The following is a 25,721-nucleotide window of genomic DNA, read 5'->3' on the forward strand; positions in this document are numbered from 1 at the left end:
TCTACGAAACATTAACTGAAACGGGCAATGCAGGTTGGAACTACTGGGCTGCGCCGGCAGGGGCCGGCGCCGAAGAGTTCCGGATTCAATAAAAACAAGGAGATTGCGAATGACCTACCGAAGTGGCCGCCACTTTTTGCAGATACCCGGACCCAGCAATGTGCCTGACCGGATCCTGCGGGCAATGGATCAGCCGACCATGGACCACCGTGGACCGGAGTTTGCCGAGCTGGGCAAGACCGTGCTGTACGGCATGAAGAGGATCTTCAAGACCGAGAACCCGGTGATTATCTATCCGGGGTCCGGCACCGGAGCCTGGGAAGCGGCACTGGTGAACACCCTGAGTGCCGGCGACCGGGTGCTGATGTGCGAAACCGGCCAGTTTGCGACGCTGTGGCACGGGATGGCGAACAAGCTCGGACTGGAGACCGAGCTCATCGAAGGCGACTGGCGTCACGGCGCCGATGCCGACGCCATTGGGCGCCGCCTGAGCGAAGATGCCGGCCACGAGATCAAGGCGGTCTGCGTGGTGCATCACGAAACCTCCACCGGCGTCACCAGCGATATCGCCGCCGTGCGCCGCGCCATCGACAGCACCGGTCACCCGGCGCTGCTGCTGGTCGATACCATCTCCGGCCTCGGTTCGGTGGATTTTCGCACCGACGAGTGGGGCGTGGATGTCGCAATCACCTGTTCCCAGAAGGGACTGATGATGCCGCCGGGGCTGGGATTCAATGCCGTCAGCGCCAAGGCGCTGGAGGCCTCGAAAACGGCCGGTCTGCCCCGTTCCTACTGGGGCTGGGACGAGATGCTGCAGCACAATGCCAAGGGCTATTTCCCCTATTCGCCGGCCACCAACATGCTCTACGGCCTGAAGGAGGCGATCGTGATGCTGCTGGAAGAGGGGCTGGACAACGTCTTCGCCCGTCATGCCCGCTTCAGCGAAGCCACCCGTCGTGCCGTGCGTGCCTGGGGCCTCGAAGTCGTCAGCCTGGTGCCATCCGAGCACAGCAACGTGCTGACGGCGGTGCTGATGCCCGAAGGCGAGAGCGCGGATCGCCTGCGCGAAGTCATCCTGGAGCATTTCGACATGTCGCTGGGGACCGGCCTCAACAAGCTGCAGGATCGCGTCTTCCGCATCGGCCATCTGGGCGATTTCAACGACCTGACGCTGCTGGGCACCCTTGCCGGTGTCGAGATGGGGCTGGCCTGCGCCGGTGTGCCTCACAACAAGGGCGGGGTACAGGCCGCGATCGACTACCTGGCCGAAAGCGCTGTGGCGGTCCGTACCGAGGAGCGCGCCGCCTGACGGGAAAGGCCCGGCTTTACAGGGCGATGGCCCGCCCGGCCGGGATGATCGAGCGAATCGAATTGTGAACAGGGCGGCAGGTTGTGCCTGTCGCCATCCCTTGCCGCCAACGGCAAAACCTGAAGTCAGCCAACCGGGCTGCTCGACTATAAAAATAAGGAGTTTCGCCATGAAAAAAACACTACTGGCCGCCGTTCTGGGTGCCTCAATCGTCGCCGCACCGGCGATGGCCGAGGATGTCGTCAAGCTGAGGGTCGTGGGCCAGCCACTGGCGACCGGCCTGATTCAGAAAAACAAGGAACAGCCGTTCTTCGAGACCCTGCAGGAGAAGACCGGCCTGCCGGTCGAGGTCAACTACAAGCCACTCGATACCACCGGCATCAAGGATGTCGAGGAGCTGCGGGTACTGAAATCCGGCATGTTCGATCTGGTGTCGCTGCGCATGTCCCAGGTCTCCCGTGACGAGCCGACCATCCTCGGTCTCGACCTGGTGGGCCTGAGCCCGGACTACAAGTCCGGCCGCGAGGTGGCGGAAAAATTCAGCGAGGTGGTCGACAAGCGACTGCAGGAGCGCTTCAACACCAAGCTGCTGGGGGTCTGGCCCTTCGGTCCGCAGGTGCTGTTCTGCAAGCATCCAATCGCCAGTCTTTCCGACGTCAAGGGCCTGAAGGTGCGGGTCTATGACCAGAACCTGGCACAGTTCGTCGAGTCGGTCGGGGGCATTCCGGTGCCGCTGGGCTTCGGTGACGTACACCAGTCCCTGGCACTGGGGGTCGTCGACTGCGCCATCACCGGCCCAAGCTCGGCGAACTCCGCGGGCTGGCCGGAGGTGACCACCCATGTGTTGCCGCTGGCCTTCCAGATGGCGCTGAACGGGTACGGCATCAACCTCAAGACCTGGAACAAGTTCACGCCGGAGCAGCAGGAAAAACTGCAGGGTGCCTTCGACGAGCTGGTGGACGATATCTGGGCCTACTCGGAGGAGCTGTTCGAGGATGCCAAGCGCTGTAACGTCGGCGGTCAGCCGTGCGACACCGGCACATCCTACGACCTGACCGAAGTGGCCGTCAGCGACCAGGATCTGGCACTGCTGCGCAACGGGGTCAAGGAGATCTCCTATCCGACCTGGGCGGAAGTCTGCAACAAGACCAATCCCCAGTGCGCCGACGACTGGAAAAAGGTACTCGGTGAGTCCGTCGGGCTCTAACGCCTGAGCCGTGCAAACGGGCAGGGACGACAGCCGTCGTTCCTGCCCGCCTTATCCAACCGTTACAGCCAGCCTTGGCTTGTACACAGAAATTGCAGCCGCATTTTTCGCTGATGCCTACGGATGGCTTGTATGCAGCGGTCCGGCGTGCCGGAAATGCAGGAGCAATTTTCTGCCAGAGAGGTATCTCCATGAAACGTATCGAGATGCTTGCCAGTATGCTGTTCGGGGGCATCTTCCTGCTGCTCTCCGTACTGGTCTCGGTCGAGACGATTCTGCGCAAGTTTTTCAGCATGTCCCTGCAGGGCGCGGACGAACTCGGGGGTTATGCCCTGGCCGTCGGCGGTACCCTGGCCTTCTCGCTGGCCCTGCTGGGCCGTACCCATATCCGTATCGACCTGTTCCATGAAATGCTGCCGCGCAAGCTGCAGGGCCTGATGAACTGGTTGTCCGCCACGATGATGGCGCTGTTTGCCGGCCTGCTGTGCTGGATCACCTGGAAGGTCATCGTGGAAACCCTCGATTACGGCAGCACGGCCGCGACCCCTGGGCCACGCCGCTGATCTATCCGCAGGGCGTCTGGTTCGCCAGTCTGGCCACCTTTGCGCTGGTGGCGGTGGGCTTCGCACTGCGGGCGACCTGGCTGCTGCTGCGGGGACGCAGCGACGAACTGAATATCGAGTTCCATCCACGCGGCGTTTCGGAAGAGGTGAAAGAGGAGCTCGAGGACTTCGAGCAGCGTTCCCATTCCGAGGGGGAGGATTCCAACTCTCAGGCACAACGAAGCGAGGACCGTGACGGCAACCAGATCGCGGCCGGGGGAATTGCAAAATGAGTCTATCCATCGTTTTTATCGCCTTTTTCGCCATGCTCGGGCTGCTGCTGCTGGGTCTCCCGATTGCCGTGACCATGGCGCTGTTCGGGGTTATCGGCGGCGTTTCCGTCTTCGGCTGGCCCTTCCTGGAGTCGACCGGCGCTGTCGTCTGGTCGGTGCAGAACGAGAACATTCTCACCGCCATTCCGTTGTTCATCCTGCTCGGCGAGCTAATGTTGCGCAGCGGCATCGCCGATCGCATGTATATCTCGATGGCCGCCTGGCTCGGGCGTTTGCCCGGCGGTCTGGTGCATACCAATATCGGTTGCTGTGCGCTCTTTGCCGCAACGTCCGGTTCTTCGGTGGCCACCGCCGCCACGATCGGTACCGTGGCGCTGCCGTCGCTGAGCGAGCGCAAGTATTCGATGAAGCAGGCGCTCGGCAGCCTCGCCGCCGGCGGCACCCTGGGGATTCTGATACCGCCCAGCGTCAATATGCTGATCTATGGCTCCCTGACCAGCAACTCCATCGGCAAGCTGTTCATGGCCGGCCTGTTGCCGGGGATCGCGCTGAGCCTGCTGTTCATGCTCTATATCGGCGTCACCAACCTGGGCGAGGGCGGCAAACGCGAAGAGAAGGTCTCGCTGCGCGACCGTATCCGGCTGTCGGCGAATCTGATACCGCCGGCGGTGATCTTCGGCATCGTCATGGGCAGCATCTATGCCGGTATTGCCACCGCGACCGAATCGGCGGCGCTCGGCGTGATGGTCGCGCTCTGGTTTGCCTGGCGCTCGAAGCGGCTGAATCTGGCCTTCCTGCAGAGCTGCTTTGTCCAGACCGCGCGTATCACCGGCATGATCCTGCTGATCATCACGGCGGCCTTCGTGCTCAATCTGACCATCAGTCTCACCGGCGTGGTCGACGACCTGACTGCCTGGGTGACCTCGCTCGGCCTCTCGACCACCGGGCTGTTGCTGATGCTGATCGTTTTCTACCTCTGCCTCGGGATGTTCATGGACGTGCTGTCGATGCAGGTGCTGACCATACCGATCACCTATCCGATTGTCGTGGCGCTGGGTGTCGACCCGATCTGGTACGGCGTCTTCGTGGTGTTGATGTGCGAGCTGGGCATGATCACGCCGCCGGTGGGCATGAACCTTTTCGTGGTCCAGAGCGTGCGCAAGGATGGTGGCACTATCCAGGAAGTCATGTGGGGTGTCCTGCCGTATATGCTGATAATGCTGGTGTTCGCGATGCTGCTGATGGCTTTCCCGCAGATCGCCCTCTGGCTGCCCAACATGATGCACTAATGCTTACAGATGGAGAGCTGCCATGTCTGCTGAACCCCGGTTGTACCACAGGGACCGCGAACTCTGGCGCCTGAGTGCGGCGCAGCTGGGCGACGCCTATCGCAGTGGCGCGCTCAGTCCGGTGCAGGTTCTGGAAGCGGTGCAACAGCGTATTGCCGAGAAGAATCCACAGCTCAATGCCCTGGTAACCCCGAATCCGGCGGTGACGGAAGAGGCACGGGCCAGCGCCCGGCGCTGGGCCGAGGGCGCGCCGCTGAGCCCCTCGACGGCGTGCCGGTCAGCGTCAAGGACAACATTCCGGTGCGCGGACTGCCGGCGACCTGGGGCTCGAAGCTGTTGCGGGATTTCGTGCCCGCCGTCGACGAGCTGCCGGTGGAGCGGCTGAGGGCTGCCGGCCTGCTGCTCCTTGGCAAGACCAACGTGCCCGAGTTCACGCTCGAGGGTTATACCGACAATCCCCTGTTCGGGGTAACCCGAAATCCCTGAACCCCGAGCTGACCCCCGGGGGCTCCAGTGGCGGGGCGGTGGCGGCCGTCGCTGCAGGCCTGGGTCCCCTGGCCATCGGTACCGACGGTGGCGGTTCGATCCGTCGCCCGGCGTCCCATACCGGGTTGGTGGGGCTGAAGCCCTCGATCGGTGCGGTGCCGCGCTGTAACGGGCTGCCATCGATACTGCTCGATTTCGAGGTCGTCGGCCCCATCGCGCGCACCGTTGCCGATGCCCGTCTGCTGTTCGATCTGCTGGCGGGGCCTGATCCGCGCGATCGCAAGTCACTGCTGGCCGGGGGGCCTGCGCCGAAACCAAGGGACTGCGCATCCTCTATGTGCGGGACTTTGGCGGCAATGCCCTGGACCCGCAGATTGCGGCGAGCGTCGCGGCGGCCGGGGTACAGCTGCGCAAGCTCGGCCACGAGGTGGTTGAGGGACCGTTGCCGTTCAGCCTCGATTTCGTCAACGAGTTCTGGCCGGTGCTGGGCCAGGTCGGCGTGGCGTCGCTGTTCGAACGTTATCCACAGGCCCGGGAGCGGGTCTCCGAACGCTTCATCGCGATGGCCGAGGCCGGAGCCGGCGTCGGTGCGCCGAGCTACCTGTGCGCGCTGGAATCGATCGACGCCTTCCGCCGGGAGGTCGGCGCCGCCTTTGGCGAGATCGACATCATCATGACGCCGTCGGCGGCGGCGCTGCCCTGGCCGGCCTCGACGCCCTATCCGGACCGTATCGACGGCCATGAGGTCGGTCCCCGGGGACACGCCGTCTATACCGGCTGGGTCAATGCCTGCGGTCATCCGGCGATCAACCTGCCGTCGACGCCGTCATGCGAAGGCCTGCCGATCGGCTTTCAGCTGGTCGGCCGATTCGGCGCCGACCGCCAGCTGCTGGAACTGGCGGCGCAGTTCGAGGCGGAGTCGCCCTGGCTGCAACGCTGGCCCGGTTGAGTACCCAATATTTTTCTGAAACTGAGGAAATATCAAGCATGCCATTGAGCGAATCCCAGGTGGAACAGGCCAGCGCGTTGCTGCTGAATGCCTATCGTACAGGGCGCCAGATAGAGGCGTTGCCCGCTGAGCTGGAGCCGCAGAGCTTCGAGGACTGCTATGCCATTCAGGATCGCGTCGCGGCGACGCAGTCGAACGGGCGCATCAGAGCCTGGAAGACCGGTGCGCCGAATCCACAGACGACGCCCTATGGAGCACCGATCTTCGAGCAGGTGGTGTTGCAGTCGCCGGCCAGCATACCGGCAGAGCAACTGCACATGATCGGCATCGAGGTCGAACTCTGTTACCGGCTGGATCGTGATCTGCCCGCACGTGAGCGGGCCTACAGCAGCGACGAGGTCGCCGGGGCGATCGAGGAGGTGCAGGTGGTGGTCGAGGTGGTCGATACCCGGTTGCGGCAGTGGCAGGACTGCGCCGAGCTGTGGAAGCTGGCCGATAACCAGATCAACGGTGCCCTGGTGCTGGGCAGCGGCACCTCGAACTGGCGTGACCTCGACCCTGCGCAGCTGACCGGTCAGCTGCTCGTCAACGGTGCGCTGCAGGTGGAGGGGACAGGCTGTCACTCGGTGGGCGACCCGTTCACCCTGGTGGACTGGCTGGCCAACCACCTGACCGGTCGCAACGGTGGCCTGCAGCGTGGCGACCTGGTCACCACCGGTACCTGGACCGGGATGGTGTTCGTCCAGCCGGGCGACGAGGTGATCGGTCGCTTCCCCGGCGTCGGCGAGGCCAGAATCCGTTTTCCGGCCTGAATGGTTACGCGTTACGCGATGGTGATTTCAACGCCTGACGTTGTCAGGCGTTATTTCTTCGACGATAGCCAGGTGTCGCCTGACGCCAAGGCGCCCTCCGGGCGCCTATGGTGGGTTACGGCGCCCGGCAAAGCTGCAGAGTCGGACATTGTGGCAGGGGGCGCCTAGCCCACCCTACAATCTACCCGTCACCCGTCACCCGTCACCCGTCACCCGTCACCCGTCACCCGTCACCCGTCACCCGTCACCCGTCACCCGTCACCCGTCACCCGTCACCCGTCACCCGTCACCCCCGACGGTTAGCCCGCCTTGCCGACCTTCAGCGCATCGACAGCGGAGTCGCCGGTGTGGCGGACATGCTCCAGCAGGATGGCGCCGGCTTTTGCGCTGTCGTGAGCGCGCAGCGCGTCCAGCAGGTCCTGGTGCTCCTGCACCGACTCCTCCCAGCGATGCTCGGTGCCGATCGCCATGTATCGGCCGCGACTGGCGCGCATCAGCAGTTGCTCGTGCAGAGTTCTGAGGGTTTCGTTGCCGGACATCGCGACGATCAGGCGATGGATATCCTGGTTCAGCTGGAAATAGTTGTGGCGGTCGCCGCTGCTGAAATACTTCTCCATGCGGGACTGCATCTGGGCCAGTTTCTTGAGATCGGAGTCTGTGGCGCGCTGGGCCGCGAGTTCGGCCGCTGTCCGTTCCAGGCCGCTGATCAGCTCGAACAGTTCGGCGAACTCCTCTTCGGTCAGCGTGGAGACGCGGGCGCCGCGGTTGGGCTCGATGGTGACCAGGCCTTCCGAGTGCAGGACCTTGAGGGCTTCGCGCAGCGGCGTGCGCGAGATCTCCAGCAGCTCGCAGAGTGCGCTCTCGTCGATCCGCTCGCCTTCCGGAAGCTCCCCCTCGATGATCATCGAACGCAGGTGTTCGGCGATTTCCTCGTGCAGCGAACGTCGCTTCATCGACGGTTTTTTGCGGGGCGAATAGCTACTGGCCATGATCTGTATCTCTTTTTATCGGTGCTTGTCCCGAAGTGGACGCGCGGCATGGGGGCTTGGGGTCGGCCGCACTGCCTGTGACCTGCCTTGCCTGCCGTGATAGCGAATACATAATTATAGCCGTTTCACCCGTGGATAACAGTGGTCGCGTGAAGGGTGCCGGTCCTGCAGTGGGTGAGGGTACCACAGGACCGGCTGGGTGCTCAGTTAAGCGCGGCGAAGAGCAGCTTGAGGAGGCCGCTGGCCAGCAGAAGGCCGCCAAGACCGGCGCCATACAGCAGCGCGAAGTTGCGCCAGCTCTGCGCAGTGGCGGGGCCGGTTTGCATCAGTAACCCTCCTCGAAATCCTCGACCTTGCCGCTGAAGATGCGATAGCCCCAGAGGGTATAGGCACAGATCAGCGGCACGAAGATCAGTACGCCGGGGAGCATGAACTCCAGGCTCGAGGCCGGCGACTGGGCCTGCCACAGCGTCAGCTGGCGTGGCACCAGGTAGGGGAAGAGTCCCACGACCAGACCGGCGAAGCCGAGCACGAACAGTGCCACGGCGAGAAAGAACGAGCGCTGTTCGTGACGATGACGGCCGAGGTCCCGGAGCAGTCTCTGGGCGACCCAGAGGCTCAGCAACGGCAGGGGACTCAGCAGCAGCAGGTTGAAGCCGCTGAACCAGCGCTCGCGGATTTCGGGTTCCGCGATCAGGGTCCAGATGCTGACCAGCACCATTGCCGCCATCACGACCACCACCAGTGTGCGTCCCAGCTTCGCCGCCCGGAAGCGGATGGCGCCCCGGCTTTTCATCGCCAGATAGCAGCAGGCGAGCAGCGCATAGCCGGCCATTACCGAAAAGGCGGTCAGCACGGCAAAGGGCGACAGCCAGTTGAGGCTCGAGGCCTCGATGGCGTCTGCATCGACCCCTGGACCACAGCGCCGAGCATCAGGCCCTGACAGAAGGCGGCGACGGTCGAGCCGATGGCAAAGGCCCGGTCCCACCAGTGCTTGGAGCGGTGGGCCTTGAAGCGGTACTCGAAGGCGACGCCACGGAAGATCAGTGCGATCAGCATGATCATGATCGGTACATAGAGCGTCGACAGGATGGCGCTGTAGGCAGCCGGGAAGGCGGCAAACAGCACAACACCGCCGAATACCAGCCAGGTCTCGTTCCCGTCCCAGACATGGGAGATCGACCGCATCATCTGATCGCGCTGCGATTCCTGCTCGAACCAGGGGTATAGGATGCCAAGGCCCAGGTCGAAGCCATCCAGCACCACGTACATCAGGATGGCGAAGCCCAGCAGCAGAAAGTAGAAAAATGCCAGTTCCATCAGTGTGCCTTCTCGAGCTGTTCGAACTGTTTCACCCAGGCCAGGCTGTAGCCCGGCGCCCTGTTGCCAATGACCTGTCCCTGCAGGATGGCGGCATCCGGCGCGCCCTTGCGGATCAGCTTGGCCATGAAATAGAGGTAGACGCCCAGCAGCAGACTGTAGGTGACGACGAAGAGCGTCAGCGAAAACAGCACCCGCTCGGCCGGCAGTGGCGACACCACTTCGGTGGTACGCACCAGACCGTTGACCAGCCAGGGCTGGCGGCCCACCTCGACGACGTACCAGCCGGCCACGGTGGCGATGACGCCTGCGGGCGTCAGCAGCGTACAGGCACGCAGCAACGGGCGATTGTCATAGAGTTCGCCCTTGCGGCGCAGCCAGAAAGCGTAGAGCGCGATCGCGATCATCAACACGCCGATACCGACCATCAGCCGGAAGCTGTAGAACACCACGGCCACCGGGGGCGGTCTTCGGGCGGGACCGACTTGAGCCCCGGCAGCTCGCCGTTGAGTTCGTGGTTGAGGATCAGGCTGGCGAGATGGGGAATGCCGATTTCGAAGTGGTTGCGCTCCTCTTCCGTGTCCGGTATCGCGAACAGCAGCAGCGGCGCGCCTTCCTCGACTGCGGGCCAGATGCCTTCCATTGCCGCCAGCTTGATCGGCTGGTGTTCCTTGACGTTGAGTCCGTGCAGGTCGCCGACGAAGGCCTGCAGCGGTGTCAGCGCGAGGGCGGACCAGAGTGCCATCGACAGCCCCTTGCGTGCCATCGGCTGGTGACGCTGCCTGAGCAGGTACCAGGCGCTGATGCCGGCAACGACGAAGGTACCGGTGATCAGCGCGGCCAGCAGCATGTGCACCAGGCGATAGGGCATCGAGGGGTTGAAGATCACCTCGCTCCAGCTGGCGACCTGGAAGACGCCGTCGACGATCTCGTAACCGGCCGGGGTCTGCATCCAGGAGTTGGCCACGATGATCCAGAACGCCGAAATCCAGGTGCCGAGTGCGACGACGCAGGTGGCGAAGAAGTGCAGCTTTTCGCCGACCCGCTGCCAGCCGAACAGCATCACGCCGAGAAAGCCGGCCTCGAGAAAGAAGGCGGTGAGCACCTCGTAGGCCATCAGCGGGCCCAGTACGGCACCGGTGATGCGGGAGAACTCGGAGAAGTTGGTCCCGAATTCATAGGACAGCACGATGCCGGATACCACGCCCATGCCGAAGGTGATGGCGAAGGGCTTGATCCAGAACTTGGCCAGCTGCAGATAGACCGGATTCCGGGTCTTCAGCCAGAGGCCTTCCCAGATGGCGATGAAGGTCGCCAGGCCGATGGTGATCGACGGAAACAGGATATGAAAACTGACCGTAAAGGCGAACTGCATTCGCGACAGCAGGGCGGCATCGAAATCCATGACGACGGCCTCAGCGCTGACGCAGGCGGCGAATCAGCGCCGGTGAACAGGCGATGCTCAGTACCGCGGCGAACATCATGAATTCGGACAGCAGGACGAACAGGTTCATAGGAGCCTCCCAGATTAGGTTTGTGATGTATTTAGCACTTTTCGTGCCAGGGCGAAGAGGCTTCGGAAAAGCCTTGATTTTGGTCAATTCACTGTGGAAAACTGCGACAGGTGTAAACGATGTGTACATTTTTATACGGATGGGTGTAAACGATGTTTACGGTGATGCGGTGATCGTTTTCGAACTGATGATGCTTGTCACCAGCGTCTGTGCGCTGCTGGTGTCGGGCTGGCTCTGGCTGCAGGCGCGGCGGCGCAGCAGTCTGCAGGCGCTGTCGGGCTTCGGCGTCATGATGGCGCTCTGGTGCGCAGGCCATGTGGCGATTCTGCAGGGCTGGGAGCGGCTGGGCATCCTGCTGATTCTGGCCAATCCGCTGATGCCGACGTTCTTTCTCCATTTTGCCACCCGTTTCGTTTATCCGGGGCGGGGACGGGCTCCGGGCTGGCTGCAGTGGCTGAGCCGTCATGTCGCGGCGCTTTACGCGATCGGCGCGGCCGTGATCCTGATCAGCTGGATAGGGCCCGGCGGGCGCACCGTGCCGCTCGGGTCCTTCGAAGCCTTTTTCGTCTTTCAGGGGCTGGGCTGGTTCAATATCGCCTACACGGTGGCGATAGGCATCCTGGCGCACCTGGTGCTGGTCTGGGGGCTGAGTGTCCACAAGGGGAACCTGCGCCGCTCGATCGTCGCGATGTTCGCGGCCGGCGGCTGGGGGTTGCTGCTGGCGACGAGTTTTATCTTTCCGTCGCTGGGGATCGACTGGTACCCCTATCCGATGCTGTTGCTGCCCAGCTACGTGGTGCTGCTGGTGTATGGCGTGGTGCGTTATCAGATTCTCGAGGCCAACACCTTCGCCCGGGAGGCGCTGCCCTGGCTGGTCCTGGCTTTGGTCCTGCTCGGCGTGATGGCGCTGGTCAGGGCGTTCGCCACAACGCTGGGGCTCGACGAGCTGTCGGCGGTACCCCTCGCAAAGCTCTGGCTCAGTGGCCTGATCGCCGTGGCGGCGGCGCTGTTGCTGCGCCGGCCGCTGAACAGTCTCTCGGGTCAACTGATCTATCCCGGTGTCCGGCTCAACGAGGCCCTGCTGGAGCGCTGGCTCAATCGCCTCAAGTCCGCCGGCAGCTGGGATGCCCTGCAGCGGCTGGCTTCGGAACTGATTACCCGGCAGATGGGACAGCCGGTACGTATCCAGCTGCAGCAGGAGGGCGAACCGGTGCCTCCGGCCCGGGAGGGCGCCCTGGGCATTCTCTGCCAGCATCGTGCCCGGGGCTGGCGTTTCCGGCTGGAGGGCTGGGATGATCTGAAACCGGGGGCGCGACTGACCGGCGAGGTATTCGGTTCGCTGCTGGCGACCAGCTGCGGGCTGCTCGAGCGCTCGCTGCAGCTGGCCGAGGCCGAGCGTCGCCGGCTGGCCAGTGAGCATCTGGTTGAGCTCGGGAGCCTGTCGGCGGTGATGGCCCATGAGCTGCGCAATCCGCTGAATGTAATTTCGATGGCAACGGCAGATCTGCCGGCGGAACGGCGCGCGCTGATTCAGGCTCAGCTCAAGCGCGCCGACCGGCAGATCTCGGACCTGCTGCTGTACTCCGGACGCATGGAACTGCAGCCCCAGCCTGTGGACCTGGGGGGCCTGTTGGGCAGCCTCGAGCCGCTTTTCGACTGGCAGCAGACCGGCTTCGAAACCGATCTGCCGGCGGGGCTGCAGCTGCGGGCCGATCCCCACCGGCTGCAGCAGGTGTTCACCAATCTGATCGACAATGCCCTGAGTTTCGTGCGCAACCAGCCCGGCAGCCTTATCCGCATCGATGCCGACGACAGCGGCCGGCATATTCGCATTCACAACAACGGTCCGGCGATCGAGCCCTCGCTTCACGACAGCCTGTTCCAGCCCTACGTCAGCCGCCGGGCGGGCGGTAGCGGTCTCGGGCTTGCGATTGTGCGACGTATCATGGATGCCCATGGAGGCTCGGTGCGGCTGCGCACGGATCTTGGCTGGCCGGTGACCTTTGAGCTGGTGTTTCCCGAAGGGGCAGGCACATGAATCAAGCTGATCGCCTTTGTCGTGCGGCGCATCATGGATGGCTATCCCGGGACGGCTCGGTGCGGCTGCGCACGGATCTTGGCTGGCCGGTGACCTTTGAGCTGGTGTTTCCCGAAGGGGCAGGCACATGAATCAAGCTGATCGCCTTTGTCGTGCGGCGCATCATGGATGGCTATCCCGGGACGGCTCGGTGCGGCTGCGCACGGATCTTGGCTGGCCGGTGACCTTTGAGCTGGTGTTTCCCGAAGGGGCAGGCACATGAATCAAGCTGATCGCCTTTGCCGTGCGGCGCATCATGGATGGCTATCCCGGGACGGCTCGGTGCAGCTGTGCACGGAATTTGGCTGGCCGGTGACCTTTGAACCCAACTTTCCCGAGGAACCTGAAGGATGAATCCGGCGAAAATCCTGTTGATAGACGACGAGCCGGCATTCCGGTCGCTGTGCGAACAGTGGCTGGCCCAGGCCGGCTACGAGGTGCGCAGCGGTGCCAGCCTCGACGAGGCGCGGGCGCTGCTCGGCCCGTTCGATCCGGACTTGCTGCTGCTGGATCTGGCGCTGCCGCCGCGTTTCGACCCGGCCGAGACCCTGGCCGCCGTGCCGGAATTCGCCAGCCGGCCGGTGATTATCCTCACCGGCCATGCCGACCGCGAGCGGGCGCTGCAGGCGATGGAGCAGGGGGCCTGGGATTTTCTGGCCAAGCCGCTGGATCCGGACATGCTGGCGGTGGTGGTCAAGCGCGCCGTGACCAAGCACCGGCTCAGCCGCGAGCTGCAGCAGCTGAGACAGGGGCAGGGCCCCGGATCGCCGCTGGAGCGGCTGATCGGCAGCTCTGCCTCGATGAGTGGCATCCGCGCGCTGGTGGAGCGGATCGCGCCGACCGACGCCCGGGTACTGGTGACAGGCCCGTCAGGTACCGGCAAGGAGGTGATTTCCCGGGTGCTGCATGATCTCAGCCTGCGAGCGGAGGGCCCCTTTATCTCGGTTCACTGCGGCGCCATCCCGGCGGACCTGCTCGAAAGCGAACTGTTCGGCTACGTGCGGGGCGCTTTTACCGGGGCGGACCGGGACCGGGAGGGGCTGCTGAAGCTGGCCGACGGCGGTACGCTGTTTCTCGACGAGATCGGTGAAATGCCGCTGGCCATGCAGGTCAAGCTGCTGCGGGTGCTGCAGGAGGGCACTTTCTACCCGGTCGGCGGTCGCAGCCTGCAGCAGATCGACGTGCGGGTGATTTCGGCCACCAATGCCAACCTGCCGGAACGGGTCGCCGGCGGCGAGTTCCGCGAGGATCTCTATTACCGCATCAAGGGGGTAACGATCGAAACCCGTCCGCTGGCCGAGCGCTGCGAGGATATCCCGCTGCTGGTGCGCCATTTTCTGGCACTGCAGGCCCGGGATAGCGGCCAGCCGATTCTGGCGCTCGAACCCGAGGTGCTGGATTGGCTGATCCACCGCCCCTGGCCGGGCAACGTGCGGGAACTGCGCAATACCCTCGAGAGCATCTGTGCGCTGAGCCGCGGCGGCCGGGTGACGCCGGAAGACGTCGCGCTGTTGCATCCGGGCGTGCAGAGCGGGGGCGCGGGGGATGCCGGCGCCTCCCTCGATGAACAGGTGCGGGCACTGGAGATCCGGCTGATTCGCCAGGCGCTGGCGCGTCACGAGGGTAACCGGACCCATGCCGCTGCCACTCTGGGGGTGTCGCGGCAGGGGCTTTTGAAGAAGATTGAACGTTACGGGCTCTGAATCCGGGGCTCAGGCATAACTTGTCGACAGGGACACAGATGAACGGACACAGCAAAGTTATAGGTTACCTGCTCTGGATTTTCGGTTTTATGGGGGCTCACCGCTTCTACTACGGCCGCCCGGTATCGGGGACCCTCTACTTTTTCACACTCGGGCTTTTCCTGATCGGCTGGATCGTCGACCTGTTTCTGATACCGTCGATGGACCGGGATGCGGACTTCAGTTTTCGGCAGGGTCCGACCGATTACACTATCGCCTGGATTCTGCTCACCTTTCTCGGCTTCTTCGGCGTGCACCGTTTCTACATGGGCAAGTGGCTGAGCGGCCTGCTGTATCTGCTCACCGGCGGTCTGTTCCTGATCGGTGTGATCTACGACTACTGGACCCTGAACGACCAGGTCAGTGAGCTGAACGGCGAGGCCTGAGGCTTCATGCCGGATTCAGTTCGGGTCTTCGAAAATGGGATGGCTGACGCCTGGCGGCGCAGGGGCGTTGATTCGCTTCCAGGCTTCTGCGAAGCTGCGCAAAACCAACGAGGGAAAAGGGACAGATGGACGCAACCTATTCGGAACATCCGGCGATGTTCAAAAACAACCCGCTGGGCTTTCTGCTGGCCATTCTGCTGATACCAGTCGGGATCGGCATCATCATCCTGCTGGTCTGGTACCTGAAGTGCAAATCGACGCTGCTGGAGCTCAGCGGCAGCGAGCTCGTGGTCGAGCGGGGGCTGCTGAGCAAGGATCGCACCGAGCTCGCGCTCTCGAGTATCCGGACCGTCAATGTCTACCAGTCCTTTTTCAACCGCATCTTCGGCGTCGGCAAGATCGCCATCTACACGGCCGGCGACGAGGCCGAAATCGAGGTTGCGGGTTTGCCGGATCCGCACCGGCTGCGGGAACTGATCAAGGCGCAGCAGGCTGCCTGATGGCCGGCGATCCGGATTCGAAGGACAAGCGCGAAGCGCGTACCGTACTGCTGGCGATTCTGGTGTTGCTGGTCATACTGGCCGCGGCGGCGCTGTTGCTGCTGCCGCAGCTGGCGCAGATTTCCAGCGAACATCTGGCGCCGGGGCTGGGCCTGAAGGATGCGGCGGTGATCTCGTTCTTCGTCACCGTCACCCTGATGGTGGTTTTCGCCATCGCCGCCGGCGACGGCTTCATCGGCGAGATCCAGTTCATGCTCGCCGGTTTTGCGTCGTTCTTTCTGGTGATCTGGCTGATGCTCGCCTGGATCTTCTGAGCGCACAGGTGGGATGGGTGGAGTCGCCCCCGAGGGGCTTGCCGGCTAGCCCCATCGCTTCTGGCGGCGTAACCCATCATGGCAATTTCGGACGGCGCCGGTGCCCTGAAGTCGATGATGGGGTACGCGACGCGCTGACTTCGACGTAACGTTTGAATACAGCGTGATGCGCCGCTCCACCCATCCTACCCACTACGTTACGCGTCACCTGTCACCTTTTCGAGCGAAACAGCTCCGGATCGAGCGGGTAGGGCAGGTCCAGCAGCTCCAGCGCGGGGCCGCTCTGGCCGCCGAGCAGGACCGGTCCGGTTTCGGCCAGGTCCTTGACGATCACCGCCAGCAGTTCGTATTCGCCGTCGCCGGATGGCGCTGCCAGCACGACCTGGCCGATATTCTCCTTGGCGGTGCTGTGCAGTGCGGTGCCGGGCTGCGGGCAGCTGTCGTTGGCGACACGGGCACGGTACATCGGGCGTTTGAGCTGGCCGCGGTGCTGCAGCCGGGTGACGATCTCCTGGCCGGTATAGCAGCCCTTGGTGAAGCTGACGCCGTGCAGCGCCTGCAGGTTGGTCATCTGGGGAATGAAGGCCTCGACGGTCTCGGGGCGCAGGTCCGGGATGCCGGCACGGATCTCGCCCAGTTCCCACTGCTCGGTGGTACCCAGGGCGCAATCTCGACCAGCTCCGGCAGTCGCGCGAGCGCCTGCTCTTCAGGCAGCCAGATTTCGAAGCGCTTGCCCGGTACCCGCACCGCCAGCATGCCTTCGCTGGCGTAAATGCCGTCGACTTCGCTCGGTACCTGGCCAAGCAGTTTCTCGACCAGCACCGCGGCGCCCGGCCCGCTACAGCCCAGTCCCACCACCTCGTCGCTGAGGTCGATGGACTGTGCCTTGGAGAAGATCATGTATTTTTTCAGCAGTGCCAGCGAGGCCGGCAGCAGGGCACGGTGACCGCGCAGCCAGAAGCCGTCTTGAACCCGCATCAGCCGGAGCAGGCTGTGCATATGGCCCTTGATATTGCAGTGGGCGCCGAGGCGGCTGCCAAGGGCGCTGACATCCTGCAGGTCGCAGCTCAGCTGGCCCTGCAGAAATTTTTCCGCGTCGGGTCCCGTGATGCTGATCAGCCCCTGGTGAACCAGCGGCGTAATGCGGGTTTCGGATTCGCGATCATCGACGCGAACGATGCGGTCACCCTGATCGTTCAGGGTTGCGCCCAGGGCGCGGATTTTCTCCAGCCAGTCACTCATCTGCGTTCTTCTCTTGTTGGGCAGGCGGCGGGGTGCGGCTGCCGATACGCTGTCCCAGTCGCAGGGCGCTTTCCGCGCCAAGTTCCCGACTCCATGTCAGGGCATCGGGGCCGAACAGCAGTACCACCGTCGAGCCGAGTTTGAAGCGCCCCATCTCCTCACCACGGGCAATCCGGATATCGCTGTCTGGCCGGGCGTCGTAGCGGGTCCTGACCGGGGCGCGGGGGACAGGCGTCACCTGGCCGGACCAGACTGTCTCGATGCCGGCAACGATCATCGCACCGACCAGTACCATGGCCATGGGACCGTGGTCGGTATCGAAGATGGCGACGAGGCGCTCGTTGCGTGCAAACAGCTCGTCGACATGGGCGGCGGTGGTCTGGTTGACCGAGTAGAGATCGCCCGGTATGTAGACCGTTTCGCGCAGCTTGCCGTCGACCGGCATATGGACCCGGTGATAATCCCGTGGTGATAGATAGATGGTGGCGAAAGAGCCGTTTTTAAAGGGGGCGGCGAGTTCCATGTCCCCGCCCAGCAGGGTGCTGAGGCCGTAGCCGCGTCCCTTGGCCTGGAAGATGCGGCCGTGATCGATAGGCCCGAGCTGGCTGATGGCGCCGTCGGCGGGGCTGACGATGGCATCGGGGTCCGGATCGACGGGACGGGCATCGGCCTTGAGCTTGCGGGTGAAGAAGGCGTTGAAGTTTTCGTAGGCGCGCAGGTCCTCGACTTCGGCTTCCTGCATGTTGACGCCATAGCGGTTGGCGAACCAGCGGATGAAGGTATTCTTGACCCAGGGGTCGCGGCATTCGGCCAGCCGACCCGCGAGGCGCGAAAGGCAGTGCTGCGGCGCCAGCTGCTGCAGCAGTATGAACAGCTTGTCTTTCAAGGTTTAAACGTCCTTATGAGCGATGATCAGGTTTCGACCGGGGTGTCGTCGCGGTTGCCCCACTCGAACCAGGAGCCGTCGTAACAGCGTACCCGGTCGAAGCCGAGGTGGCGTGCGACCAGATAGGTCAGGCCGGAGCGGCGATGTGTCTGACAATGGGTGATGACCTCCTGTTCCGGGCGGATGCCGCGGGCCTCGAGTTGCGCCAGCAGTTCGGCATCCGGTCGCAGCCGGGTATCGTCGGGGCTGATCAGGGTGTCTGTCCATTCATACCAGATTGCGCCGGGGATATGCCCGCCCTTTTTCGCATTGACCACCTTTTCGCCCCGGTATTCGGCTTGCGTACGGGCATCCCAGATACAGAGGTCCGGGGACCCCAGGCGTTCGAGGATATAGGCGACGTCGGCCAGGTAACGGGGATCGATCCGGGCCTCGAAGCGGCTCGGCTCCGGGCTGTTGCTGCCGCTCTCTATCGCAAGGCCGGCCTGCCGCCAGGCATTGAGCTGGCCGTTGAGGAAGGAGCAGCGCTGGTGGCCGACGCAGTGCAGGGTCCAGATCATGCGTCCGGCCAGCGGGCCCATCTGGTCGTCGTAGACGACGACCTGGCGTTCGGGGGTCAGCCCGAGCTCTGAAAACAGCGACGAGAGCTGAGCGGCACTCGGCAGCTTGTTGGGCACCGGCGCGCTGCCGCACAGCAGCCGGGCCGGGTCGACATGGACGGCATGGGGAACATGTCCCTGGCGGTAGGTTTCCGCCTTCGACAGGTCGAGAATCAGCAGGGACGGATCATCCAGCCGGCGGGCCAGTTCATCCGCCTCGATCACGAGTGGTAGCTGCGTCATCGTTGCCTCCGTAAAGTCTGGGGACTGGCGATCATACTATCAACCCTGCCATTAAACACAGTGTTCTGAGCTGCAGCGTCGAGGTCGCCGAATGCACGGGGTTTGCCGGCGCTTTCAGGCATTGCGGGTCAGCATCCGCCGCAGCCCCTGGCTGGCGGCGCCGCACAGGTCGCGAAAATGGTCGCGGTGAAAGGCCGTGACGGGACCGTTGTGGCCGAGATCGCCGTAGATCACGGCGACCGGACGCTCCTTCATGAAAACCGACATCAGCAGACCGTCCTGTCCTGTCAGCACCGTCCGGTACTCGGCCGGCAGCAGCGGCACCAGTTTCGCCCGGTTTTCGTCGTTGATCCAGACGCAGGTCGGGCGCTGGCACAGCTGACGCATCAGCGGGGCGTCTGCGAGCTCCGCCTGGCACTGCGCCAGCGGATCCAGGGCGTCGATGCCGATCACCTGGGCGGTCTTGAGTTTCTTGTCCACAGGCTGCACCACCTGCAGCGTCAGCCGTTCGATGCCAAGCCCCTGCGACAGGCCGAGCAGCAGGGCCTGAAGGATGTGGGCCGGCCGGGTGTGCAGTTCGTAGCCGCTGCGCAGCCGCTCGAGGGTCTGACGATAGGCCCGGGCATCGGCGAACTCCGGTGCGGCGGGTGCCACAGTTGCGTCCACCGGTTCCGGCAGCGGCGGCGGTTCGGGGAAGCGGTCCGCGTAAAGTGCCAGTTCGCGTGGGCCGGGCATTTCCGCCAGCAGGGTCCGCTCCGGTAGCATCAGCATCTCGGTGGCCGGCGCCAGGGTGCCGGGCAGGTGGTACTGCTGCGCCGACAGCGCGCAGTTGCGGTGAATCTGTGCCGCGGCCTCGGACAGCTCGATGTCGAGATAATCGCCGATGATGGCGTACATGCGCCGGGTGCGGGTTCCGGTCCAGCTGCGGTTGAGCGTCAGTGTCAGCCAGTTGGCGAGCTTGACCGGAAAAAGTGCTGCTGCACCAGATGGCTCAGTTCCCTGAGATCCTCGCGACCGAGGCCCGGGTCGCTCAGCGTGCGCTGGTGCAGCTTGTCCAGAGTGCGCAGCGACGGCGAGGTGTCGTGGTCCAGCGCGGCGATCACCAGCGGCGGCAACTGCCAGGCATGGGCAAGGCCCAGCGATATCTGCTGGGTGGTGCAGCCCAGGGTCTCGATTTCGGCCTGCACCGGCTCCAGGCCGTCGTCGATCACGCGGCACTGGATACGGTGCATGTGCAGTGGCGCATGCAGCCAGAGGCTCCAGAAACCGACGCCATAGCAGAGCGCCGCGGCCCAGCCCTTTTCCGCATAGGTGGCATGGCGCTTGCGCAGCCACTGGGCGCACTGGGTGGCGGCATGATGGCTGTTGGCAATGGCCCGGAAGTACTGCAGGTGGGCAACGCGAGCCGGATGCAGGCGCAGCCCGCGGCAGCGCGCGGCCAGCTGTCCGAGGCGATCCAGTCCCAGGGAGCCGATGGCATGATCGATGCCGGTGACATCCGATCCCTTGGCGGCATGCAGCTTCTGAGCCTCGCAGATGACCTGCAGGCAGAGAACCGGGTCCGACTTGATGATCGGCGTCACGCTCATCAGGGTGCTGTGTTCCGAATCGACTTCCTGGCGCAGGCGCTCGAGCGTCGACAGCCGGGTCGGCAGCGGTCGTGGCGCCAGGTAGCCGGTCCAGGCTTCGGCGCCGCTCAGCTCTGCATTATCGGCGCGGCTGCGGGCGCGGGTGTCGGGTTGCTTGTCCTCGGTGGTCATGGCTGGGCCTGGCTGTCAGTGGGCGCTGTTCTCGGCCAGAAGCGACTGACGGATGTGCTGGTAGCTTCTGACGCGGGATTCGCTGATTTCATGCTGCTCGATCGCGGCCTTGATGGCGCAGCCCGGTTCCTGCTCGTGGCGGCAGTCGCGGAAGCGGCAGTGCCCGAGATAGGGGCGGAACTCGCGGAATCCCTCGATCAGCCGTTCCGGCTCGAGGTGCCAGAGGCCGAACTCGCGAATCCCCGGCGAGTCGATGAGATCGCCGCCGTCGGGAAAATGGAACAGCCGGGCCGTGGTGGTGGTGTGACGGCCCTTGCGGGTCTGGGCCGAAAGCTCGCCGACCCTCAGGTCGACGCCGGGCAGCAGCGCATTGATCAGCGACGACTTGCCGACGCCGGACTGGCCGACGAAGACGCTGATCCTTTCGTTGAGCAACTGCTTGAGTTCGTCGAGGCCGTGGGAGTCGGCGGTCGAGGCGCGCAGCACCCGGTAGCCGATGCGCTCGTACCGGGCCAGCATGCCGAGAATCTGCTCGCGGTTGTCGTCGTCGAGCAGGTCGGTCTTGTTGAGCAGGATGACCGGCTCGATGCCGCTCAGTTCCGCCGCCACCAGGTAGCGGTCGATGAGGTTGGCATAGGGTGTCGGTTCCACCGCGACGGTGACGACGATAAAGTCGATGTTGGCGGCAATGGGCCTCAGTTCGCCCTGGGGGTTTGGGCGCATCAGCTCCGAGTGGCGCGGCAACTGGGCGACGACGACGCCGCCTTCACTGGCGGGACGCCAGATAACGCGATCGCCGGTCACGAGCTGGCCCATATTGGTACGCATGTGGCACCGGTGCAGGCTGCCGGCGGTTTCGCCGTCCAGCGCCTCGACATCGACCTGGCGGCCGAAGTGGGAGATGATCAGCCCATGCTGTTCCCGGCCCAGTTCGCCGCCCTCGAGCTGCTCGTCGACCACCTCGTCGCGGCGCTGGGCCCGGGCGGTGCGCTCCTGCTGGATTTTTCCACGCGCCAGGCCTGGCGGCGGGTCAGTTTACGCTTGGACATCGAGCTCACTTAGGTATTAAGACGAGACCTAAGGTATTCTATTCCCGAGCAAATTAGTAGTGGACTCCAGTGGAGGGCGGTTCCCAATGAGCAATAACGACGACGCGGGCGCAGATAACAGTGCCCGCCGCAACAACCTGATCTGGATTGACCTGGAAATGACCGGCCTGGATCCGGATCGAGACCTCATTATCGAGATCGCCACCATCGTCACCGATGCCCAGCTCAATATTATCGAGGAGGGGCCGATGCTGGCCGTTCACCAGTCCGATGCGGCACTCGACGCGATGGACGAGTGGTGTACCCGTCAGCACGGCCAGTCGGGCCTGACGCAGCGGGTGCGCGAGAGCGGTGTCGACGAGCGGGAAGCCGAGCGCCAGACCCTCGAGTTCCTGAAACGTCATGTCGACAAGGGCTTCGCCGATGTGCGGCAACAGCATCTGCCAGGACCGGCGCTTCCTCTATCGTTACATGCCCGAACTCGAAGCCTGGTTTCACTACCGCAACCTCGATGTCAGCACCCTGAAGGAGCTGGCGCGACGCTGGAAGCCCGAGGTTCTGAAAGGCGTGAAAAAGCAGGGTTCACACCTGGCGCTCGACGATATCCGCGACTCGATCAACGAGTTGCGTCATTACCGCGAGCATTTCATCCAGCCATAAGGCGAAAGACTTGCCGTCCCAACCGGATCCACGAATAGAGGATGGGCTCAGCGATGCATTGGCACGGCTTTTCCGGTCCCGGTGCGGTTCGGGCATTGCGTAGCCCGTCAAATCGATCATAGTGCAGATCGATTGGCATCGGTTGGCAGAGCGTAAAAGGCGAAGAGGTAAGGCGTGACGGGTGATGGATGGCGCAGACATTCCCTGTAACACGTCACTCAATCATTCCGGCAACTTGCGCGCCCGCGGGTGTTCAACGATCGGCAGCGGCACCGCATTCGGACCGGTGCGCAGGCGCTCGAGCGCCCAGTCGATGTGCTCGCGCACCAGCGCGGTGGCGGTCTCGCGCCGTGCCTCGAGTGCCCGCTCTACCCTCGGACCGCCCGAGCCGTTGCCCAGCGCCACCGCGAGGTTGCGCTGCCAGCCCTCGTAACCGGTGCGGCGGATCGCCGAGCCTTCGGTGTTGCGCAGAAACGCCTCCTCGCTCCATTCGAACAGTTCTAGCAGGTCGATATCGTCGAGTCGGTGCCGGGGCTGGAAGTCGGCTTCGCCACTGTGGCGGGCAAACCGGTTCCAGGGGCAGATCAGCTGACAGTCATCGCAGCCGAAGATGCGGTTGCCGATCAGGGGGCGCAGTTCCGGCTCGATGCTGCCCCTGTATTCGATCGTCAGGTAGGAAATGCAGCGTCGTGCATCGAGTACGCCGGGGGCCGGGAAAGCCCCGGTCGGACAGATATCGAGGCAGGCGGTGCAGCGGCCGCAGTGCTCCTCTTCGTAGGGTTCGTCCAGGGGCAGCGGCAGGTCGACGAAGAGTTCGCCCAGCAGGAACCAGGAGCCGGCTTCACGGTTGAGAATCAGGCTGTGCTTGCCCTGCCAGCCAATGCCGGCCTCGCGCGCCAGCGGGCGCTCCAGCACCGGTGCGCTGTCGACGAAGGCGCGGTAACCCAGGGCGTCGCAGGCCTGTTCGATGCGCTGACCGAGCCGGGTCAGGCGCTTGCGCATCGTCTTGTGGTAGTCGCGACCCAGGGTATAGCGGGCGATATAGGCCTTGTCCCGCTGTTTCAGGATGCCCAGTGTCTTTACATCCGGGGGCAGATAGTCCATCCGTACCGAGATGATGCGACGGGTGCCCGGCACCAGCAGCGTGGGGTCGAGGCGTTTGTCGAAATGGTTCTCGAGGTAACCCATCTCGCCCTGATAGCCCCGCGCCAGCCACTCGCGCAGGTGCTCGCCTTCACTGGAGAGGTCGGTTCCGGTGATGCCGCACTGCTGGAAGCCGAGCTCGGCGGCCCATTGCTTGATCTGGCAGGCGAGGTCTTCGAGTTGTGATGCCGAAAGGGTGTTCATGCTTTTCAACGGTGTGGCTTCGAGATGCGTGCGGGCAAGGGACTGCGCCGGGACGATCCTCTATAATGATCGCAAATTTATAGCGAGCTAACAGTTGACAGTATTGAGTCAACAGTGGGCACTGGACTGCTTTTACTGTTGAATGTTTTCTGTTCGCTGTCTACTCACCACTTTCAAGGGGTGCCCATGCCTGTCGTTAGAGCGGAGTTGCCGGCCACATTATACACGGCAGAACAGACGCGTGCGTTGGACCGCACCGCGATCGAACAATACGGTCTGCCCGGATTCAAGCTGATGCAGCGGGCCGGCCATGCTGCCTTTGCCACGCTGCAGAAGCGTTGGTCCGGCGCGAAGTCGGTCACCGTGCTGTGCGGCGCCGGCAACAACGGCGGTGATGGCTTTGTCGTCGCGGGCCTGGCGCATCAGCATGGGCTGAGGGTGCAGATGCTCTGCATTGGCGACGAGCCGTTCGAGCAGCGGCTGAGGGGCGAGGCACTGGATGCCTGGCGCTGGTGCAGGGGGCTCGGGGTAGACGCCGAATATTACCGCGCCGATAGCGAGCTGCGTGGTGAGGTGCTGGTCGATGCGATGCTGGGTACCGGTCTAAGCGGTCCTGTGCATGGTCTGTACGAACGTGCCATCCAGCAGTGCAACCGCAGCGTCCAGCCGGTGCTGGCCGTGGATATACCGTCCGGGATCTGCAGTGATACCGGGCAGGTGCTCGGCGTGGCGGTACGCGCCGACCTGACCATCACCTTTATCGGTCTCAAGCAGGGCCTGTTCACGCATCAGGCGGTGGACTATACCGGCGAGGTCGAGTTCGACAGCCTGCTGGTGCCCGAGGCTGTCTACGAAGAGGTGCCGGTCAGTGCCTTCCGCACCCAGGCCGAGGATCTGGCCGCGGCCCTGGGACCGCGGCCGCGCAGCAGTCACAAGGGCGGTTTCGGGCATGTGCTGGTGATTGGCGGCGATCGCGGTTACGGTGGCGCCGCGATCATGGCGGCCCAGGCGGCGCTGCGGGCCGGTGCCGGGCTGGTGTCGCTGGCGACAAGGCGCGAGCATCTGACCGCGGCGCTGGCGCGCCAGCCGGAGCTTATGGTCAATGGCGTCGAGTCGGGACAGGATCTGGAACCGCTGCTCGAGCGCCCCGACCTGCTGATCGTCGGGCCGGGTCTCGGCCGCCGGGCCTGGGGTGACCAGTTGCTGCAGCAGGCGCTGGAGTCCGGCAAGCCGATGGTGATGGACGCCGACGGTCTGAACCTGCTGGCGGAAAAGAGCTGGCTGCAGGGCGCTCGCCGGGATAACTGGATACTGACGCCTCACCCTGGCGAGGCGGCCCGGCTGCTGGATGAGGATGTCGCGACCATCAACCGGGATCGTTTTGAATCGGTGCAGCGCCTGCAGGCCCAGTGCGGAGGTGTTGCGGTCCTCAAGGGAGCCGGGTCCCTCAGCAGTGACGGCGATGCGCTGCACCTGTGCTCGGCCGGCAATCCGGGCATGGCCTGTGGCGGCATGGGCGATGTGCTCTCTGGCATTGTCGGCGGGCTCTGGGCCCAGGGACTGAAGCCGGTGGATGCGGCCAGACTCGGCGTTTTCGTGCATGCCTCGGCGGCCGACCGGTGCGCGCACCGGCGCGGCGAGCGGGGGCTGATGCCGACGGATCTGCTGGGTATCATTCCAGCAGTCATCAACGGGTGGGATGAAACAGCGAAGGACAGGTAACGTTAAAACATGGCAGAGACACTGGAATATATCGCCGACGACGAGGCGGCGATGGTCCACTTCGGCGAGGTGCTGGGCCGGGTGAGCGGCGGACGGGGCGTGATTTTCCTCGAGGGCGACCTGGGTATGGGCAAAACCACCCTGTGCCGCGGGGCGCTGCGGGCCTTCGGTCATCGGGGCGCGGTGAAGAGCCCGACCTATACGCTGGTCGAGCCCTATGAGCTGGGCGCGCACAGGCTGTATCATTTCGATCTGTATCGTCTTGCCGACCCAGAGGAGCTGGAATATCTCGGCATTCGGGATTATTTTGCTGAACAGGAGCTCTGTCTGGTCGAGTGGCCGGAACGCGGTGCCGGCTGGCTGCCGGTGCCCGATCTGCAACTGCGGATCGAGGTTCAGGGGGCGGGCGGCGCATTCGCTGCCGGGCAATGACAGAACGGGGGCGGCAACTGATTGGCGCCCTGCAGGAACAGATCGCGCAACA

At 64.0% G+C, this 25,721-nt stretch carries 25 protein-coding genes and 5 pseudogenes; 17 read left to right on the forward strand and 13 right to left on the reverse strand.

What is annotated here, in order from left to right:
* Positions 1-109 precede the first annotated feature (109 nt).
* The 9 genes and pseudogenes from ACFQDL_RS17270 to ACFQDL_RS17310 all read left to right on the forward strand — a co-directional run bounded on the left by ACFQDL_RS17270 (position 110) and on the right by ACFQDL_RS17310 (position 6,887).
* Positions 110-1,309 carry a pyridoxal-phosphate-dependent aminotransferase family protein gene (locus ACFQDL_RS17270; protein ID WP_379910119.1) on the forward strand — a complete coding sequence of 400 codons (1,200 nt, stop codon included), beginning with the start codon at positions 110-112 and terminating at the stop codon, positions 1,307-1,309.
* A 169-nt stretch (positions 1,310-1,478) separates the two neighbouring features.
* Positions 1,479-2,516 carry a TRAP transporter substrate-binding protein gene (locus ACFQDL_RS17275; protein ID WP_379910120.1) on the forward strand — a complete coding sequence of 346 codons (1,038 nt, stop codon included), beginning with the start codon at positions 1,479-1,481 and terminating at the stop codon, positions 2,514-2,516.
* A 191-nt stretch (positions 2,517-2,707) separates the two neighbouring features.
* Positions 2,708-3,079 carry a TRAP transporter small permease gene (locus tag ACFQDL_RS17280; protein WP_379910121.1) on the forward strand — a complete coding sequence of 124 codons (372 nt, stop codon included), beginning with the start codon at positions 2,708-2,710 and terminating at the stop codon, positions 3,077-3,079.
* Positions 3,080-3,132: 53 nt separating this feature from the next.
* The gene (locus ACFQDL_RS17285) at positions 3,133-3,351 is read left to right on the forward strand and encodes a hypothetical protein (protein WP_379910122.1); all 219 of its coding nucleotides are present in this window, start codon (positions 3,133-3,135) and stop codon (positions 3,349-3,351) included.
* Positions 3,348-4,640: a TRAP transporter large permease gene (locus ACFQDL_RS17290; protein WP_379910123.1), complete on the forward strand. Its 1,293-nt coding sequence runs from the start codon at positions 3,348-3,350 to the stop codon at positions 4,638-4,640. The genes ACFQDL_RS17285 and ACFQDL_RS17290 overlap by 4 nt, the downstream gene beginning before the upstream one ends.
* A gap of 22 nt (positions 4,641-4,662) precedes the next feature.
* A complete protein-coding gene (locus ACFQDL_RS17295) occupies positions 4,663-5,025 on the forward strand; it encodes a hypothetical protein (protein ID WP_379910124.1) in 363 nt (120 codons plus the stop codon).
* A pseudogene (locus ACFQDL_RS17300) lies at positions 4,941-5,356 on the forward strand (amidase family protein); the annotation flags it as partial. The gene ACFQDL_RS17295 and the pseudogene ACFQDL_RS17300, both read left to right, overlap by 85 nt.
* Before the next feature lie 89 nt (positions 5,357-5,445).
* Positions 5,446-6,075, forward strand: a pseudogene (locus ACFQDL_RS17305) (amidase family protein); the annotation flags it as partial.
* Between the two features lie 38 nt (positions 6,076-6,113).
* The gene (locus ACFQDL_RS17310; RefSeq protein WP_379910125.1) at positions 6,114-6,887 is read left to right on the forward strand and encodes a 2-keto-4-pentenoate hydratase; all 774 of its coding nucleotides are present in this window, start codon (positions 6,114-6,116) and stop codon (positions 6,885-6,887) included.
* Between the two features lie 299 nt (positions 6,888-7,186).
* On the opposite strand, the gene ACFQDL_RS17315 is transcribed toward ACFQDL_RS17310, so the two are convergent.
* The 5 genes and pseudogenes from ACFQDL_RS17315 to ACFQDL_RS17335 form a co-directional block, all read right to left on the reverse strand.
* The gene (locus ACFQDL_RS17315; protein ID WP_379910126.1) at positions 7,187-7,876 is read right to left on the reverse strand and encodes a GntR family transcriptional regulator; all 690 of its coding nucleotides are present in this window, start codon (positions 7,874-7,876) and stop codon (positions 7,187-7,189) included.
* Positions 7,877-8,079: 203 nt separating this feature from the next.
* Positions 8,080-8,202, reverse strand: coding sequence for a hypothetical protein (locus ACFQDL_RS17320; RefSeq protein ID WP_379910127.1), 123 nt, complete (start codon positions 8,200-8,202; stop codon positions 8,080-8,082).
* Positions 8,202-8,732, reverse strand: coding sequence for a cytochrome d ubiquinol oxidase subunit II (locus ACFQDL_RS17325; protein WP_379910128.1), 531 nt, complete (start codon positions 8,730-8,732; stop codon positions 8,202-8,204). The genes ACFQDL_RS17320 and ACFQDL_RS17325 overlap by 1 nt, the downstream gene beginning before the upstream one ends.
* On the reverse strand, positions 8,726-9,196 hold the full coding sequence (locus ACFQDL_RS17330; RefSeq protein WP_379910129.1) for a cytochrome d ubiquinol oxidase subunit II: 471 nt from the start codon (positions 9,194-9,196) through the stop codon (positions 8,726-8,728). The genes ACFQDL_RS17325 and ACFQDL_RS17330 overlap by 7 nt, the downstream gene beginning before the upstream one ends.
* A pseudogene (locus ACFQDL_RS17335) lies at positions 9,196-10,601 on the reverse strand (cytochrome ubiquinol oxidase subunit I). The gene ACFQDL_RS17330 and the pseudogene ACFQDL_RS17335 overlap by 1 nt, the downstream one beginning before the upstream one ends.
* Positions 10,602-10,831: 230 nt before the next feature.
* Between ACFQDL_RS17335 and ACFQDL_RS17340 the strand changes: the two are divergent.
* From ACFQDL_RS17340 to ACFQDL_RS17360, 5 genes are all read left to right on the forward strand, one after another.
* Positions 10,832-12,748 carry a sensor histidine kinase gene (locus ACFQDL_RS17340; RefSeq protein WP_379910130.1) on the forward strand — a complete coding sequence of 639 codons (1,917 nt, stop codon included), beginning with the start codon at positions 10,832-10,834 and terminating at the stop codon, positions 12,746-12,748.
* 389 nt (positions 12,749-13,137) lie between these two features.
* A complete protein-coding gene (locus ACFQDL_RS17345; RefSeq protein ID WP_379910131.1) occupies positions 13,138-14,490 on the forward strand; it encodes a sigma-54-dependent transcriptional regulator in 1,353 nt (450 codons plus the stop codon).
* Between the two features lie 38 nt (positions 14,491-14,528).
* Positions 14,529-14,915, forward strand: a complete 387-nt coding sequence (locus ACFQDL_RS17350; protein WP_379910132.1) for an NINE protein — start codon at positions 14,529-14,531, stop codon at positions 14,913-14,915.
* Positions 14,916-15,040: 125 nt separating this feature from the next.
* Positions 15,041-15,415 carry a PH domain-containing protein gene (locus ACFQDL_RS17355; RefSeq protein WP_379910133.1) on the forward strand — a complete coding sequence of 125 codons (375 nt, stop codon included), beginning with the start codon at positions 15,041-15,043 and terminating at the stop codon, positions 15,413-15,415.
* Positions 15,415-15,729 (forward strand): hypothetical protein, encoded by a 315-nt coding sequence (locus ACFQDL_RS17360; protein WP_379910134.1) that lies wholly within the window; start codon positions 15,415-15,417, stop codon positions 15,727-15,729. Before ACFQDL_RS17355 ends, ACFQDL_RS17360 begins: the two co-directional genes overlap by 1 nt.
* Positions 15,730-15,940: 211 nt before the next feature.
* On the opposite strand, the gene ygfZ is transcribed toward ACFQDL_RS17360, so the two are convergent.
* From ygfZ to rsgA, 7 genes and pseudogenes are all read right to left on the reverse strand, one after another.
* Entirely contained in the window at positions 15,941-16,390 is a 450-nt protein-coding gene (ygfZ, locus tag ACFQDL_RS17365) for a CAF17-like 4Fe-4S cluster assembly/insertion protein YgfZ (RefSeq protein WP_379913142.1), read from the reverse strand.
* On the reverse strand, positions 16,297-16,971 hold the full coding sequence (locus ACFQDL_RS17370; RefSeq protein ID WP_379910135.1) for a YgfZ/GcvT domain-containing protein: 675 nt from the start codon (positions 16,969-16,971) through the stop codon (positions 16,297-16,299). The genes ygfZ and ACFQDL_RS17370 overlap by 94 nt, the downstream gene beginning before the upstream one ends.
* A complete protein-coding gene (gene asd / locus ACFQDL_RS17375) occupies positions 16,964-17,857 on the reverse strand; it encodes an archaetidylserine decarboxylase (protein ID WP_379910136.1) in 894 nt (297 codons plus the stop codon). The genes ACFQDL_RS17370 and asd overlap by 8 nt, the downstream gene beginning before the upstream one ends.
* 26 nt (positions 17,858-17,883) lie before the next feature.
* Entirely contained in the window at positions 17,884-18,699 is an 816-nt protein-coding gene (locus ACFQDL_RS17380) for a sulfurtransferase (protein WP_379910137.1), read from the reverse strand.
* Positions 18,700-18,813: 114 nt separating this feature from the next.
* Positions 18,814-19,596, reverse strand: a complete 783-nt coding sequence (locus ACFQDL_RS17385) for a hypothetical protein (protein ID WP_379910138.1) — start codon at positions 19,594-19,596, stop codon at positions 18,814-18,816.
* Positions 19,597-19,640: 44 nt separating this feature from the next.
* Positions 19,641-20,459 (reverse strand): HDOD domain-containing protein, encoded by an 819-nt coding sequence (locus tag ACFQDL_RS17390; RefSeq protein ID WP_379910139.1) that lies wholly within the window; start codon positions 20,457-20,459, stop codon positions 19,641-19,643.
* Positions 20,460-20,474: 15 nt separating this feature from the next.
* Positions 20,475-21,508 (reverse strand): annotated as a pseudogene (gene rsgA, locus ACFQDL_RS17395) (small ribosomal subunit biogenesis GTPase RsgA).
* A gap of 86 nt (positions 21,509-21,594) precedes the next feature.
* Here rsgA and orn point away from each other — a divergent pair.
* Positions 21,595-22,168: pseudogene (orn, locus tag ACFQDL_RS17400) on the forward strand (oligoribonuclease).
* Positions 22,169-22,390: 222 nt separating this feature from the next.
* Here orn and queG read toward each other — a convergent pair.
* Positions 22,391-23,515: a tRNA epoxyqueuosine(34) reductase QueG gene (gene queG, locus ACFQDL_RS17405; RefSeq protein WP_379910140.1), complete on the reverse strand. Its 1,125-nt coding sequence runs from the start codon at positions 23,513-23,515 to the stop codon at positions 22,391-22,393.
* Positions 23,516-23,701: 186 nt separating this feature from the next.
* On the opposite strand from queG, the gene ACFQDL_RS17410 reads away from it, so the two are divergent.
* Positions 23,702-25,237, forward strand: a complete 1,536-nt coding sequence (locus tag ACFQDL_RS17410) for an NAD(P)H-hydrate dehydratase (RefSeq protein ID WP_379910141.1) — start codon at positions 23,702-23,704, stop codon at positions 25,235-25,237.
* Positions 25,238-25,246: 9 nt separating this feature from the next.
* A complete protein-coding gene (gene tsaE, locus ACFQDL_RS17415; protein WP_379910142.1) occupies positions 25,247-25,669 on the forward strand; it encodes a tRNA (adenosine(37)-N6)-threonylcarbamoyltransferase complex ATPase subunit type 1 TsaE in 423 nt (140 codons plus the stop codon).
* Positions 25,670-25,721: the final 52 nt, after the last annotated feature.

Source organism: Marinobacterium aestuariivivens (genome assembly GCF_042661465.1).
In the GTDB taxonomy this organism is placed as follows: domain Bacteria; phylum Pseudomonadota; class Gammaproteobacteria; order Pseudomonadales; family Balneatricaceae; genus Marinobacterium_A; species Marinobacterium_A aestuariivivens.